Below are 15657 nucleotides of genomic sequence, written 5' to 3' on the forward strand. Positions count from 1 at the left end.
ATGATTATTTTCATATAATTTTATAAAGAAATAACAACACTTAACCATCTCTAAAATCTTTAATTAATAAAAGATTATATCGACCAAGTTCAGAATTTAATAAATTATGTATGTTCGCAATTGATACTCACTATCCAATGAGTAGCACGGAAGAATGTTGCTTGTAAGCTATAAATAATACACAAAGAGTTGTGGCGAATTTATATATAAAAACTGCCACAATATGGTCCAACTAACCCTCTAATTCAGCATCCACTCTTTTTTCGATTTTATGTTGATCTTCGGTTTGTCCATATTTCCAGTAACTGCTAATGTACATGTCATGTTTTTCTAGCTGTTTTTCTCTTTTTAAAAAGCGACGAATATCACGCATCGTTTCAAATTCACATGCACACCAAACATATGGTTTTTCAGGTAACCAATCAATCGACTTTATCGCGGCAAGCAATGAGCTGCTTTTGCCAGACGTAGTGTTAACCCGCCATATTATTTCCATATTGTCAGGTTTTTTCAGTGGATGAATATCTTCTTCACTTGTGACTTCAATAATGGCGTATCCCTGCGCAGTGGGTGCCAACTGTTCTAAATTACAGCTTATCGCTGGCAGTGCCGTCATGTCTCCTGCAAATATATACCAAGCGGCATTCGGATCAGCGAGTTTTGTCTCACCCGGGCCGCCAATGATAATTTCATCGCCAAGGGCTGCTTTGCTTGCCCAATCAGAGGCTGGAGAAAGCCCTCCTTTAGAGGTATGAAGTGCAAAGTCTATGGTCAGTTCAGCTGACGATTTATCAAATGCTCTAACCGTGTATGTACGCAGCATGATATTCTTTTTCGCGAGCTGCTCAAATGCTTCTTCTTCTCGTAGTGCTTTGCCTTGTTTAGTGAAAAGTAACTTTACATAACCACTTTCATAGCCTGAAGGAAAACGCTCTAAGTCTGCGCCACCAAGTACAACTCTTTTGAAGTTTGGCGTAAGGAGCTCTGTTCTTATTACCTGTGTCTTTCGATATTTACCAACTGCCATACATTAAACCTTTTTATTTTTACCTATGAGTAATACGTTTCACAGATAGAAATATTTAATAGCTGGCACTAGCTACCTTCAGATTTTGCACTTTTCATAATCAATTTCATCCATTGCTCAATCATTTTCTTTCTATGTGACTCGCGTATGGCAAACATGTACTCTGATTCTTTGGGTACTGTAATTTCTGGCAGTATTGCTTTAACTATATCTAGGCCAGTATTTTCTCTGGCAGTATGTTTAGGAAAGCTCAGCCTAAACTTTATATACTTATCCTCTGAGATGAATACATAAGCCTCTGAGTGATACTCAGCCTTGTTTTGCATTTGTATTGTAAACTGCGCCTTTTTCCCTACAAATTCTTTGCCTTTTGACTCAAAAGCAACATTTTTAGTAGCCTCGGGCTTTACATTTTTGTATTTACCCATTTTACTTGACGATTCAATTTCAGCCATGACATGTTGGAGTTCTTCAGACACCACTTCTTGGGTATCATCCCAACTTACTCTCGCTATTGGGTAAATATAAACAGTGACATAATCTTCAGGGAAATTTTCATCTATGTACTTAAGAGACATACCATATTCTGGCTGATCAAATACTTTTCGGTCCTTGAGCATCAACTCACCAGCAAGCTGCGGTGCAACTAAGTCTTTTTCATAATTACTTGCATTGTCAGGGCGGCTTTGCTGTTGAGTGGTTTGACACGCCGCTAAAAATAAAACTAAAGTCCCAATTAAAAAGTGATTTTTGAACATATTAACCCTTGAATAGCTATTTTTTTGAATAAGCAAGTAAATGTTTTAGAGATCATTATTAACATTGCAATATATAATAAACGAGCAAGATGATAAATCGGGGTGATAATTTTTTTAGATTATTTCAAAGTGGCGTCAAGGTTAAATCCTCAACGCCTATTTACTGACCGATTAGTTACAAATATTCGGCGAAGTAGTTGGGCAAGCGCAGCCCGTTAAGTCAGGGCTTTGACTCATACACGTCCCGTCATTGTATGTATTTGGTGCACAATCTCCCTGTGACGCAGTACACCCGCCATACGAAACTTTACCAACACCACCAGCAATGATTGGTGTTTGCTGTTTTGCCACTGCATTTTCATTAGTTAATTTTTTTAGATGTTTTTTATTTAACTTCATTATGATTTTCCTTATTAAGTGTAAGCTCACAGTAAAAATTAAAGAAAAATCAAACCTCAAACAAGCATTTTTGATCAAAAAATGTTCTTATCTACGGATGAAATGTGCAAAAACCATCCGGTCAAAGCCATACTTTTAGTTGACACCTCCTTATATCAGACTACAATAACCACATTCGAATGATGTTCGAATGGAGTTCATGAAGTTACGAATATGGAATAAAACATGGCACCAGCACCAAAATACGATCAGCAAACTCAGCAAAAAATGATCTTACAAGCCGCAGAGCAATGTATTAATGAGTCATCAGTTACAGATTTTACGATGGCCAAAATCGCCCGTGTGGCAGGTCTTTCGATGGGTTCAGTTTACAAGTTTGTTCAAAGCAAAGAAGACATAGTACTTGCTCTGGCTTATCAATCATTTGTCCACGTGTCTAAAATCTTTGACCAAGTATTAGCCCTTCCGATTAGTACACCTGAGAAAATTTTAGCTATCAGCCTTATTGCTCCACAAAAACTGCAATGTTTTGAATTTGATTATGAATTACAAACCTATGCCACTAATGAGGCCGTAATACGAAAAGGTTCGAATTATTGGACTGGTAAAATCATTGAAGCCAGTAGTCGCTGTGAAAGTTCATTCAAGCTAGCACTCACTGATGGCATTACTTCTGGTGAGCTCAAAGATGTACCAAATCTTGGAGAAGTCATTGAAGAAATTATTATTAGCGGCTGGGCCATGACAGTGGGCTATGAGCAAGTTCAACGCGTCCAGCAAACCAAGCAGATCATAGAGGGCACAGATTCTCTTCAACAACCTCTGGAACTTGGACATCCCATCATCCGCAGCTCAGTGCGTTTATTAAATAGTTATCCGTGGCAAAAACCACTGACAAATGAATCGCTTATCAACATTGAGCAACAACTTACTGCGCTTAACTTGCGCTAAACATACTTTGGAGGCCTTATGAACATTAAACGGTGGTTAAGTGCCATTTTTATCGTCCTAGTCGTTATCGCTGGTCTAGGGTTTATAAAATTCAAACAAGTGCAAGCAGCCATTGCATTTGGTGAGTCTTTCCCTGAGCCATCAGCTTCGGTCAAAAGTACCTATGCAGAACCAGCTCAGCACACTAACTATGTGAAAGTCGTCGGGCAATTACACGCAAGAAAAACAATCACAGTTAGCAATGAGTACTCGGGCTTAGTTACTTTTGTCGGCTTTAACCCAGGTGACATCGTGCAAGCTGAGCAAGTATTGCTTAAGTTAGACACAAGTATTGACGAGGCCAATTTACGAGCGGCAAAAGCACGCGTAAAACTTGCTAAATCAACTTATGCACGTGTTGTAAAACTGCTTGCGCAAAAGCGTATTAGTCCTGATGAAGTGGACAAAGCTGAAGCTGACGTTTCTGTCGGAGAAGCCGACGTACAAAACTTAGAAGCTTTAATTGCTAAGAAAACGATTCGTGCGCCTTTTGCAGGACAAACTGGTTTAGACCAATATCAAACAGGTCAGTTTATCGATGTAAACACCGCGATTACATCTCTAGTTGGCTTGGACGATGCAATCTGGGTAGATTTTCAAGTTCCACAAACACTAACGCAACCAACAATTGGTAGCGCAGTTAATGTTTCTTTTATCGAGGCAGAGCAAAGTAGCACACTCACTGCTACCGTCATTGCGAAAAATCCGAGTTTAGATATTAACTCTCGTCAGCAGAGCTACCGAGCTTTACTTACCAATCCAAACAATAAATACAGCCACAACCAAATGGCAACGGTGTTAGTTCCTACCGCGCACTTACAAGCAGTGATGGTGCCAACCAATGCCATTACACGTAGTCACTTTGGCGAGTTTGTGTATGTTTTAGAGAAAGACGAGCAGCAAAATTGGCGTGCCAAACCTGTCAAGGTGACGTTAGGTGACAAAGTTCAAGATCGCCAAATTGTTTTATCGGGCCTAAATGGCGGCGAATTTATTGCAAGTGAGGGGGCGTTTAAACTCAAAGAAAACCTACTGGTATACTATAGAGCAAAGCGCAGCGAGTGAAGATCAGAATGGAGCCCAGTAATGAGTGCTTTACATGAAAACAAACCATCAATGATGGATATTTTCGTTAATCGGCCAGTGCTCGCAATTGTACTCTCGTTGTTGATTATTTTAGCCGGCCTTAACGCAGCTAAACAGATCTCGGTCCAGCAGTATCCGAAAATCGAAAGTGCATCATTGGTTATTAACACAGTTTACACCGGCGCGGCTGCAGATGTCGTAAAAGGTTATGTAACCGAGCCTATTGAACGCGTTGCGTCAACAGTGCCTGGCGTAGACTATGTAGATTCAGTCACCACATCAGGACTCAGCAAAGTCACAGCTTGGCTTGATCTAAACCATAATACGACAGACGCATTAGCAGAGCTTACGACTCGGCTAAACCAGATTAAATTTGAGCTACCAACAGGCGCTGAAGACCCAGCCATTGAGATTGTCCGTGCTGATAGCCCCTATGCAGTATTTTATCTCGATGTTGAATCCACTGAGTTACCACGAAATGAAGTCAGTGACTACCTAGTGAGAAATGTGATTCCTTCAATGTCAGATATCCCTGGAGTGCAAAAAGTTACGCTTGAAGGAGGCAGAAACCCTGCAATGCGAGTTTGGCTCGATAGCGATAAACTGGCCATTTACAATTTAAGCGCTAGCGATGTATTTAGCGCTTTGCAATCTAACAACACCATTGCCACGATTGGATATAGTGAAAATGACCGCCAGCGCATCGATGTAATGGCAAATACCAGCCTTAAAAGCGTCGCTGATTTTGAAAATTTGGTTGTCAAAGAAGTAGATGGTACCCAACTAAAACTCGGCGCTATTGCCAACGTTGAAATTGGCGAAGCTGAAGGCATGGTTACTGCGAGGCTTGATTATCACGACACGGTCTTTTTAGCCGTGTGGGCGCTACCTGGCGCAAACGAGATTAATATTGGTGATGCGCTTTACACCAAGCTGGATGAAATCAATCAAATATTGCCAAATGGTATGAAAATCTCTATCGGTTATGACGGTACTTTGTACATGCGTGACTCAATCAAAGAGATCTTTACTACCCTAGGTGAAACGGTACTCCTTGTGGGCATTGTTGTTGTTGCCATGATGGGATCTTTTAGAACAGCGATGGTACCGCTCATTACCATTCCAATTTCTATCCTTGGCGCAATCGCAGTAATTTACGCTATGGGTTTCTCTTTGAACTTACTTACTATTCTCGCCATAGTGTTATCCGTTGGGCTCGTTGTGGACGACGCCATTGTTGTCGTAGAAAATGTCGCACGGCACATGCGTGAGGGCAAACCGAGATTACAAGCAGCACTCATTAGTTCTAGGCAACTTTTGGTTCCTGTTATTGCCATGACTTTAACACTGGCAGCAGTATATGCGCCTATTGGCTTCTTAACTGGGCTTACAGGGTTCTTATTCCGTGAGTTTGCATTCACTTTAGCAATAGCGGTTCTTATTTCTGGCTTAGTTGCGATCACACTCTCTCCCATTATGAGTGCGTATGTAAACCCAGAAGGAGGTAAAGAAGGCAAACTGACTCGCACGGTCAATAGCTACTTTGACAGGTTGCAGGCATTTTACTTTAAAACACTTGACTCACTTTTCAAGCTACGCCCTCAAATACTCTTTGTCGCCATTGCGTTTTCGCTGCTATCTGTTCCGTTTTATTTATTGTCACAAAAGGAACTCGCACCGATTGAAGATCAAAGTAGTATTCAGGTAGTAATTGAAGCACCACCTGAATCTTCACAAGCTTATACATCATTAAAAATGAATGACACTGCGCGCGTTATGAATGCCACTGAAGGTGGCCAATTTACTTGGCAGATTGTCACCGCTGCGGCTGGATTTGGCGGCGTAGAGCTAGCGCCATTTGAGGAGCGAGAAAACTCAGTACATGACCTGCTATTTGATTTATATGCACGACTTGGCAGCGTTACAGGTTTGAGTTTATTTCCTATTTTACCGGCTTCGCTTCCAACTGCTGGCCAATTTGATGTTGAAGTGGTGTTGCGATCTAGCGACGATCCAAAGACTATGAAACTGTATGCCGATCAGATCATAGCCAAGGCCAATCAAAGCGGTAACTTCCTGTTTGTAAATACAGATTTAAAAATAGATCTGCCACAAGCAGAGCTTAAGATAGACCGAGCTTTGGTCGCAGATTTAGGGTTGAGCCTTTCACAAGTAAATGAGCAACTCAGTGTTCTGATGTCAAATAACTTTGTGAATTACTTTAACAAAGATGGCAAGGCGTATCGCGTTATCCCAATTGTGGGAGACGAAGAGCGCTACAACCCAGAAGAAGTTTTGAATATGCAAATCAGAACTGATCAAGGTGACCTTGTCCCTATCTCTGCCTTTGCAACTCTAGAAACATTTACTAGCCCAAGGGTGCTTGGTTCTTTTAATCAGCAAAACTCATTTCGAATTTTAGCTGGTGTACTACCACATATTACCAAAGAACAAGGCCTGAGCAATATCGAGCAAATTGCTGCTGAAATTTTGCCAACCCATTACTCTGTCGATTATGCGGGTGAATCTAGGCAGTTACGTAAAGAAGGTAACACCATGGTAGGAGTACTATTAGTTGCCATGATCGTCGTGTATTTCTTGCTAGCGATACAATTTAATAGCTTTAGAGATCCGTTAGTTGTTCTACTTGGCTGTGCTCCTCTTGCATTGGCAGGCGCATTAATGCTGCCGTTTTTGTCGCTCACCACTGTCAATATTTATAGCCAAATAGGCTTAATCACTTTGATCGGTTTAATCGCCAAAAATGGTATCTTAATTGTGGAGTTTGCCAATCATCTACAACTCGAAGGTAAAAACAAATTCGATGCAGTCAAAGGTGCCGCTGCCACTCGGTTACGCCCTATATTGATGACAACAGGTGCCACAGTACTTGGTCATTTCCCGCTAGTTTTAGTTACTGGCGCAGGTGCAGAGGCGAGAAATAGCATTGGTATTATTTTAGTGGCAGGTATGCTAATTGGTACATTTTTCACTTTAATTGTGTTGCCATTACTCTATGAAAAACTAGCCAAAGATCACCGTGGTGAGATGGAGTCTGAACAGGCACTAACCGATACGCAATTCGCAAGTCAAATATAACCCTCCAAGTACTGTTGAGTGGCGAAAGCTATTCAGCAGTACTTAAACTCTATTATTTACATATAAAATTCAAAGACTTCTAATGTATAGCGGGTAACATTAAATAACAAATATTTAGTTGTACCTAACTCACCACCTCGTAAAATACATTGTAATGACATTACGAGTGAAAGGAGAACTCAACTTGAATATCAAGATATTAGGAATTATTGTACTTGCAGCTACGTTAATTGCATGCGGCTCCGATTCATATGACCCTGACGTGCCTGAGCCACCTACTGAGACAACCACCATCGTCGCAAATGGATTTGATATTCAGGTATATCAGCGTACAAGGACTTCCGGGATTAACGATGACAAAGTTACACGCGGCTCAGTGTATACGGGCAGTAATAGTGTGGCTTTTGACGATGTGATAATAGGGTTAGATACCCAGACAGAGTATGTAAAAGCCATTGCAAAGCAAAAGCTCTTTGGGCCATTTTCTTTGATCAACAAAGCATATGCGCTATCTCCTGTACCACCTAAAGTTGAACAAAAAATTAGCTCCATATCAATTACATCAGCCTATGATTTCAGTGATGAACACCCTTCTGGTAGCAGTTTAAATGATTTATTTTTGGTAACGGAAGCCAGTGCAGGCAATCAATTTTATAAATTTGAAGAGGGGAAACGTGCTTATTTTACGGTCACCGAATATTTAGAGAATAACACGCATAATAAGCATGCACACGCTGGGTTTATTATAAACTTAATACTCAATACCGCCCCAGAGCTAGACAGCAGCATCACTTTTTATATCGAAATTGAGCTGGACAATGGTAAGGTCTTTTCTCTCGAAACCGCTGAAATCACATATCAAGCAGCCAATAGCTAACGCAAAAAATCAGGCAGCGGCATTCAGCCAATGCCTGATTGAAAGCATTTAAGCTAAAGGTTAAGGCTGAAATCCACAGCGGAATACACGCGTAACACGCTGCTCAGTGCGACAGTTTGTTTCGACTGTGCGAGTGCGATTTTCTGTGTAAGTTTGCTCAGATGTTTTTGAAAGTACACCTGAGTACGTAGCATGCCCAATCCAACGGGTGCCATTATGGTCTGTGTACCAATAAACTTCTGATTCAGATGCAAATTTAGACGCCGGACAAGATTCAACTCCACGAGACGCACTTGTGCGATATTTAATATGAGGAAGTGGGAAGTCTGGTTTATTGAATAAGAAGCCAAGAGTTAAGTGGCCTGAATAATCACAGTTTTTTAAAGTTACTGTGTAGTTTTCAGTATGTGTATCACATACACGTACGTTTCTTACGATTTCTTCCCAGTAACCTTGACCACCTGGGCAATTGGGTCTCGCTTCAGCAGTCGCAGTTGATAAAGCAACAATAGCAGTAGTTATTGCTAGTAAGGTTTTCATGATATTCCTTATTACGAATTATTTTTATAGTTCAGGATATTTAAATCTGAAATTGGGCTTTGAGTAATATGGGCTTTATGTCTTTGAGCTTATGTGTATTCATCGAAATTGAATTAAGCAGATTCAAAGCCTTTTCTATCGAAGCTGCCTAAATTGCCCATCGAGTCGCCCAATAATCAAACCCATAAAATCAGGCTTTGGCGATAAAAGCCAAAGCCTGAAAGCAAGCATTCAGCTAGGTTTTATGGCTCAAACCCACAGCGGAAAACACGAGTAACGCGCTGCTCAGTGCGGCAGTTTGTTTCGACTGTACGCGTGCGATCTTCTGTGTAAGTTTGCTCAGAGCTTTTAAACAAATGACCAGAATAAGTAGCCCAATCAGTCGTGCGGAAGCCACTGCTATTTGTATACCAGTAAATTTCAGATTCAGATGAATAGATTGAAGCAGGGCAAGATGTTACACCACGGCGAGAGTCGGTTTCGTACCTTGTATGGGGTAGTGGAAAGTCAGGCTTGTTCCACAAGAAACCAAGGTATAGGTGACCTGAGTAATTACAGTTTTTTAAAGTAACTGTGTAGGTTTCGGTTTGTGTATCACATACACGTACGTTTCTTACGACTTCTTCCCAGTAACCTTGACCACCCGGACAATTGGGTCTTGCCTCGGCAGTCATGGTTGATAAAGCAGTAATAGCAGCAGTAATTGCTAGTAATGTTTTCATGATATTCCTTATTACGAATTGTTATTATAATTCAGAGCATTAAACTCTGAAGTTGAGCTTCGGTTAATACAGATTTTATTTCTTCTAATTTATCTGTATTCATCGAAATGTTACCTATACCGTACGGACTCCCTATAACACCGAGGTTAATCTTATCCGACTGATATAATCCTTTTGCCAACCGAGAAATTTCTTCTTGTTGATATTCTTCTAGGTTTAAACTTTTTAAGGCATTTTCCAAGTGCATCAATTTTTGTTGTACTAATACTTCAGAGTGCTGTCGCTCCATTTCCGAATAAGCCAATAACTGTTCTTCAGAGAGAATATTTTCTACTGCATGCTTAAATTGCTGATTACTGTGTTCAAGTAAATCCTGTAAGCGTGCTTCACTACGATTTTCTGAACCAACCTGACTTTCGTGCCAAGCGCTATAATCACGCTCCGCTTTGTCTCGCAATAATGATTGCAATGTATTTTTCGTGGCTGTATCTAAGTCGAGCTGGGCTTCTAAACGCATTATGGCAGGTACAATTTGGTGCAGATCGATTGCTTTGAGCTCTTCCTCGATGCTCGCAGGCTGCTGATCCGGCTCAAGGTCAGCTGCATATTGCTCTTGTTTAATATCTAAGTGTTCTCTTACTTCTTTTGCTGTACTTACGCTATGGTCGATTAAACCCGATTTAGTGTGCAGTAATGAAGCTTTGTTTAATTGAATTTGTAATGTTTCATTTTGCACTTCTAACTCTGCTATTTTCGCAGTTAAATGCCCCTCAGAATATCCTTGTTCTAGCGCCTCTTCTGAATTACCAGTGCTGTTGATTGCCACTACGTAACCAAATGCGCTTCCTGCAATAAAAGCTGCGACAATAAATTTCATTATTTACCTCAATTCAAAAAAGAAACCAGCAAAACAAAAAACAAACCAAGTAGAAACTTAACCCCAAAAAATTAAACATAACAAACAAATCATAAACATAAATACGGATTTAAAAATCCATATTCAAGGTTAAGAATCATAACCAGGTCTTTTTTTATACTTTAAAATGTATTAATGAAAAAAACAAACAAAATAATAGTTAATATTAACTCATTAAATGCAACTTAATATTTCCACTATATTAAAGTATGAAGAAAGTGTGTTAAAGGCGAGAAAAAGGGAGCTTGCGCTCCCCGAGAGAAGTAAAACTAGAAGTAACCTCTAAAGCCAAATGCAAAGCTTCGACCTGGCATAGGCGCTTTGTCTTTGAGGAATGAGGTGTGTACACGGGCTTCTGTGTCCGTCAGGTTATGACCCTTTAAATACAATACCCAGTCTTGGCCGAGTGCTGAAAAATCGTAATTCAGACTTGCGTCAACTAATGTATACCCCGGCGTGACAGTTTCATGTGCTGCAATGTGCGTTTGCTCTTGATAGCGAACAACGTCTAGGTTTAAAGTGAACTTATCGAGGTTGTAACTTAACTTAGTACCAAACCTCACTGGTGAAACCATAGGTAAATTTTCACCATTGCTTAAACGAGCACGGACCAAATCTGCAAAAAACGTCGCATTGAGTGAGTCAGTCGCCTGCCAAGCAAGCTCAGCTTCAAACCCATGTGTTGTCACATCGCCTGTTTTAAATACATAAACAGGTAGGCCGTGATCATCATGCTCAGTTTCTCCATGATCCTCGTGGTCGTGGTCGTGGTCGTGGTCGTGGTCGTGGTCGTGACCATCATCAGCCATCAACCCAGTATTGATTTGATAGTAGTAATTGTCGATTTTGTTGTAAAACGCATTTAAAACAAACCCGAAATCACCTTCTAGCTTTCGCCAAGTAATATCTAAGTTATGAGAGCGCTCTAAATCAATATCATCAGGGTTCAGCTCAAATGCCAAGCTATCGGCTTTTTGCCTAAATAGCGCACCTACTTCATAGGTCCCGGTGCCTATATGAGGACCAAATGAAAACAGTTCTGACGCAGCCGGCGCACGCTCAGCGCGCGAGACAGATACACCGATATTGTAACCTGGCTGATAGTCCCAAACAGCCCCCGCCGAAAAGCTCACTGGGGTAAACTCATGATCAACATCGAACTTTCTGTCTATAACAACCAGACCGTGGTCGTGGTCGTGGTCACCATGCTCATCTGCTTGCAAATCACTACCTGATAAGAATACATTTGGCGCATCTAATGTTACGCGCTCTACACGTGCACCTAACTGAACTAACACTTCGCCAAAATGACGCTCTTCCATTAATGCCAGCGCAAATGTAGTACTCTCTGACGGTGGCGTAAATGCCTCAGCACCCTGCGCTGAAAAATCACTTCGCTTGTAATGCACACTCAGGCCACCGCGCCAATCTGCTAGCGGTTGATGCATTAAATCTAATCGTACTTCCTGACTTTCATTCGCAAAAATAGTCCCGACTTCACCGTGTTCTACTTCGCTGTGTTTATAGTCGGTATAGGCTGCACGAAAGTTTGCTTCACTTAAAAGCGCATTGTCAAAGCTATATTTGCCAATTACTTGCCAACGATCTTGATCTAAGTCTGCATATACATCAGGCGCTTCATCACCATGACTATGTCCGGGAATACCATACTCTCTCGCCATTTTTCCATATGACACACCGATGTACCCTTGATCAAACAAGTATGAAGCACCTAAGGTAGCACCATGAGAGTCTTCAGCGCTGTTTTCAACCGTATAATCTCCAGAGTGACTAGACTCTTTGCCAAGTTCTGCTGGTACAGGGATTTCATAGTCGCTCGACTCTCTCAAAAAACCGTCAACATGCAACGCAAAATTGCCGGTACCTGTATTTAGATTAATCGCAGCTAGCTTTTGGTCATCTCCCGTCGCTCGTTCGACCAAAAACTCACCATAGGTATCACTGCTAGTCGGCACTCGCTCATCAACAACATTGACCACACCACCAATTGCGCCACTGCCATAGAATAAGGTTGCCGGTCCTCTTAAGACTTCGACCTGAGTTGCCGTAATTGATTCAGATGCCACTGAGTGATCAGGGCCAACACGAGACGCGTCACTCACATCAAGGCTATTTTGTGTAATGAGCACGCGTGGGCCACTTAAACCTCGAATAACTGGGGTACTCGCCACCTTGGCATGAAAGCTAGTGTGCACACCAACTTGCTTAGACAAGGTGTCTCCTAGCGTCGCAGCTTGCTGTTCCCTTAGCGCATCACCAGACAGCACACTGACTGGCATTGAGGACTCCATTAACGATGCATGAAATGGTGACGCTTTTACGTCAATCACTTCCATCACCGACGCATTTAAGTTTACTGTAATGGTGGAAGCACCATTCGCCTGCGCTTTTACAACCTTGTTTTGGTGTGCAAATCCAGAAGCAGTGATATGTAGTTCAACGTCACCGCTTTTGTTGGTTTGCAAAGTAAAATAACCACCTTGGTCAGATTTAACCGCTTGTTGGCTTCCCATAACCGAGATAGTTGCATTGGCAATGGCTGCGCCATTTTGATCTTGAATTTGCCCGTCAATTTGTTGCGCGTAAGCTTGTACAGACAACGGTGCGATCAAGCCAAGCATCAATGGCGAAAGTCTAAACATAATAATCCCATACGTTAGTTTTGTTACAATACAACATATCAACACAGAGGTTTTTGCAAGCTTTTTTGTCGCGTTTTTTGCACCATGCGGCGAATCAACTTTTGACAAAAAACCAAAAAATATGAATTACAATTCTAGTTAAAGTCAAATAATAAATATTTAATTCATTTCAATTCATACACTTAATAAAATGTTTCAAATTTTCGTAGAAATTCAATTGCTTTTACTTTGTTACAATATAACATCACAACAAATCACAAGTAATTGCTTTCCTTTAAAGACAAACAAGCAAAATGTGTGAGTTTGGTTTTCCCAGCAAATCCATTAGATGGCAATGGCTAGTCAAAAAAGCTGTTATTTGTGAGTTGTCATTTCAGCAATACAGAATCTCGGAAATAAACTATGATTAAAACAACAATTGCACTGGCCGTCAGTTCAGTTCTATTAGTGGCTGGCTGTAACAGTCAAAACTCTGCACCACTTAATGGTCAAGAGGGGCAGCAGATCACTGCTAAAAATACTCTGGATAATCCCTTGCTTCGTAAAAGCATACTGCAGTATCAAGCGCCTGAATTTAATTTAATTCACGATGGCGATATCAAACCGGCTTTTGAAAATGGTATTCGCGAGAACCTAGCCGAAATTGATAAAATTATTGCACAAAGAGATGTAACTTTTGAAAATACCATTGTTGCATTGGAAAAAAGCGGTGAAACGCTATCGCGTGTGGGAAATTATTTTTGGAACATCAGCCTCACAGACTCAAACCCGGAACGCAGAGCGTTACAGCAAGAGCTTGCACCTCTATTCACTCAACATAGCGACAATATTTATTTAAATAAATCATTATTTGAGCGCGTTGAACAAATTCACAATAACCGCAATAGTCTCAACCTTGATTCAGAGTCTATAAGGCTTGTTGAGGTGTACTACAAACGCTTTATCCGTGCAGGCGCAAAGTTAACAGAATCACAGCAAACTAAAATCCGTGCATTAAATAAAGAACATTCTCAACTAACCACTCAGTTTGGCCAGAACTTGCTGCAAGAAACCAGCAATATCGCTGTCGTAGTAGACAGCAAGAATGAGCTAAAAGGCTTAACAGATGTGCAAATCGAATCGATGGCGGCAGCTGCAAAGCAAGCTGGCAAAGGCGGCAAATATTTAATTAGCATTACCAACACTACACGTCAGCCTATTTTAGCAAATATCCAAAATAGAGAATTACGAGAGCGAATTTGGCGTGCATCTGCTGAGCGTGCACAGTCTGGCGAAACCAACAATATGCCTATTATCAAGCGCCTTGCAGAGATCCGTGCTCAGCGAGCTAACTTACTGGGCTTTGATAGCTGGGCTGCTTACGGGTTGTCTGCGCAAATGGCACAAACGCCAGAAGCTGTATTTTCCATGTTCTCAGGTATGACTGATGCATTGATGGCAAACGTAAAACTTGAAACCAAAGCAATTAAAGCGAAAATGGCTGAAAAAGGCGAAAAGTTTGAACTTCAACCTTGGGACTGGGCGTTTTATGCAGAGCTAGTGCGCCAAGACAAATTCGCTTTGGACGAAAACACGGTCAAGTCATATTTTGAATTTAACCGTGTATTGGAAGATGGTTTATTCTTCACAATGAAAGAGTTGTATGGCGTTGAGTTTAAACATCGTCCTGACTTGCCTGTCTATCATCCAGATGTGAAAGCATATGAACTGTTTGATCATGACGGTACTAGTCTCGCAATATTCTATGCCGATTACTTTGCACGCCCAGGCAAACGCGGCGGAGCTTGGATGAGCTCATTTGTCGATCAAACACACCTTCTCGAACAAAAGCCTGTCGTTGTGAACGTAATGAACATCGTAAAAGCACCTGAAGGCCAGCCAACATTACTGAGCTACGGTGAAGTAAAAACGATGTTCCATGAGTTAGGCCATGGAATTCATGGCATGTTTTCTGATGTAAATTATCCTTCGTTGGCAGGCACGTCCGTATCCACTGACTTTGTTGAATTCCCCTCTACATTTGAAGAAGACTGGGCAATTCACCCAACGGTGATCTCGAACTACGCGAAACACTACAAAACAAATGAATCAATTCCAAAAGACTTGTTAGATAAAATTGTTCGCTCACGCAGCTTTAACCAAGGTTTTGATACATTAGAATATGTTGCTGCAGCCATCGTTGATATGGAATGGCACTCGCTAAAACCAAACAATAAAGTAGAAAATGCTGAGCAATTTGAGCAAGATATACTGAAAAAACATGGATTATATGTGCCTTACATTCAGCCTCGCTATAAATCCGCATACTTCTCTCACTCGATGGGAGGTGGATATTCAGCAAGCTACTATGCCTATATGTGGAGTGAGATCCTAGCTGCCGATGCTTATGCTTTCGTACAATCTCAGGGTGGATTAAACAGAAAAATAGGTGACCACTATCGTAAAAACATTCTTGAGGTTGGTAACTCGAGACCGCTTATGGAGTCATATAAAGCATTTAGAGGCAAAGCGCCAACGACAGATGCTTTGCTAACACGTCGCGGTTTGCAAACTACTAAGCTGTAAATTAATAGACTGGCC

Annotated in this window: 12 protein-coding genes; 5 read left to right on the forward strand and 7 right to left on the reverse strand. The window is 41.2% G+C overall.

What is annotated here, in order from left to right:
* Positions 1–232: 232 nt before the first annotated feature.
* The 3 genes from N475_RS24195 to N475_RS24205 form a co-directional block, all read right to left on the reverse strand.
* On the reverse strand, positions 233–1027 hold the full coding sequence (locus N475_RS24195) for a siderophore-interacting protein (protein WP_063366091.1): 795 nt from the start codon (positions 1025–1027) through the stop codon (positions 233–235).
* A 68-nt stretch (positions 1028–1095) separates the two neighbouring features.
* On the reverse strand, positions 1096–1785 hold the full coding sequence (locus N475_RS24200; RefSeq protein WP_063366092.1) for a hypothetical protein: 690 nt from the start codon (positions 1783–1785) through the stop codon (positions 1096–1098).
* Positions 1786–1956: 171 nt separating this feature from the next.
* Positions 1957–2184, reverse strand: a complete 228-nt coding sequence (locus N475_RS24205; RefSeq protein WP_063358589.1) for a hypothetical protein — start codon at positions 2182–2184, stop codon at positions 1957–1959.
* A gap of 225 nt (positions 2185–2409) precedes the next feature.
* Between N475_RS24205 and N475_RS24210 the strand changes: the two genes are divergently transcribed.
* From N475_RS24210 to N475_RS24225, 4 genes are all read left to right on the forward strand, one after another.
* Positions 2410–3135: a TetR/AcrR family transcriptional regulator gene (locus N475_RS24210; protein WP_063358590.1), complete on the forward strand. Its 726-nt coding sequence runs from the start codon at positions 2410–2412 to the stop codon at positions 3133–3135.
* A gap of 18 nt (positions 3136–3153) precedes the next feature.
* On the forward strand, positions 3154–4239 hold the full coding sequence (locus N475_RS24215; protein ID WP_155732627.1) for an efflux RND transporter periplasmic adaptor subunit: 1086 nt from the start codon (positions 3154–3156) through the stop codon (positions 4237–4239).
* Positions 4240–4260: 21 nt separating this feature from the next.
* Positions 4261–7359, forward strand: a complete 3099-nt coding sequence (locus N475_RS24220; protein WP_063366093.1) for an efflux RND transporter permease subunit — start codon at positions 4261–4263, stop codon at positions 7357–7359.
* A gap of 184 nt (positions 7360–7543) precedes the next feature.
* The gene (locus N475_RS24225) at positions 7544–8236 is read left to right on the forward strand and encodes a hypothetical protein (protein ID WP_063358593.1); all 693 of its coding nucleotides are present in this window, start codon (positions 7544–7546) and stop codon (positions 8234–8236) included.
* 60 nt (positions 8237–8296) lie between these two features.
* On the opposite strand, the gene N475_RS24230 is transcribed toward N475_RS24225, so the two are convergent.
* From N475_RS24230 to N475_RS24245, 4 genes are all read right to left on the reverse strand, one after another.
* The gene (locus N475_RS24230) at positions 8297–8776 is read right to left on the reverse strand and encodes a hypothetical protein (protein WP_063366094.1); all 480 of its coding nucleotides are present in this window, start codon (positions 8774–8776) and stop codon (positions 8297–8299) included.
* A gap of 242 nt (positions 8777–9018) precedes the next feature.
* Positions 9019–9498 (reverse strand): hypothetical protein, encoded by a 480-nt coding sequence (locus tag N475_RS24235; RefSeq protein WP_063358595.1) that lies wholly within the window; start codon positions 9496–9498, stop codon positions 9019–9021.
* 31 nt (positions 9499–9529) lie between these two features.
* Positions 9530–10375, reverse strand: a complete 846-nt coding sequence (locus tag N475_RS24240) for a hypothetical protein (protein WP_063358596.1) — start codon at positions 10373–10375, stop codon at positions 9530–9532.
* A gap of 308 nt (positions 10376–10683) precedes the next feature.
* Positions 10684–13077: a TonB-dependent receptor gene (locus N475_RS24245; protein WP_063366095.1), complete on the reverse strand. Its 2394-nt coding sequence runs from the start codon at positions 13075–13077 to the stop codon at positions 10684–10686.
* A 402-nt stretch (positions 13078–13479) separates the two neighbouring features.
* Here N475_RS24245 and N475_RS24250 point away from each other — a divergent pair, with 402 nt between their 5' ends.
* Positions 13480–15642, forward strand: coding sequence for a M3 family metallopeptidase (locus N475_RS24250; RefSeq protein WP_063366096.1), 2163 nt, complete (start codon positions 13480–13482; stop codon positions 15640–15642).
* Positions 15643–15657 lie beyond the last annotated feature (15 nt).

The organism is Pseudoalteromonas luteoviolacea DSM 6061 (assembly GCF_001625655.1).
Classification (GTDB): Bacteria; Pseudomonadota; Gammaproteobacteria; order Enterobacterales; family Alteromonadaceae; genus Pseudoalteromonas; species Pseudoalteromonas luteoviolacea.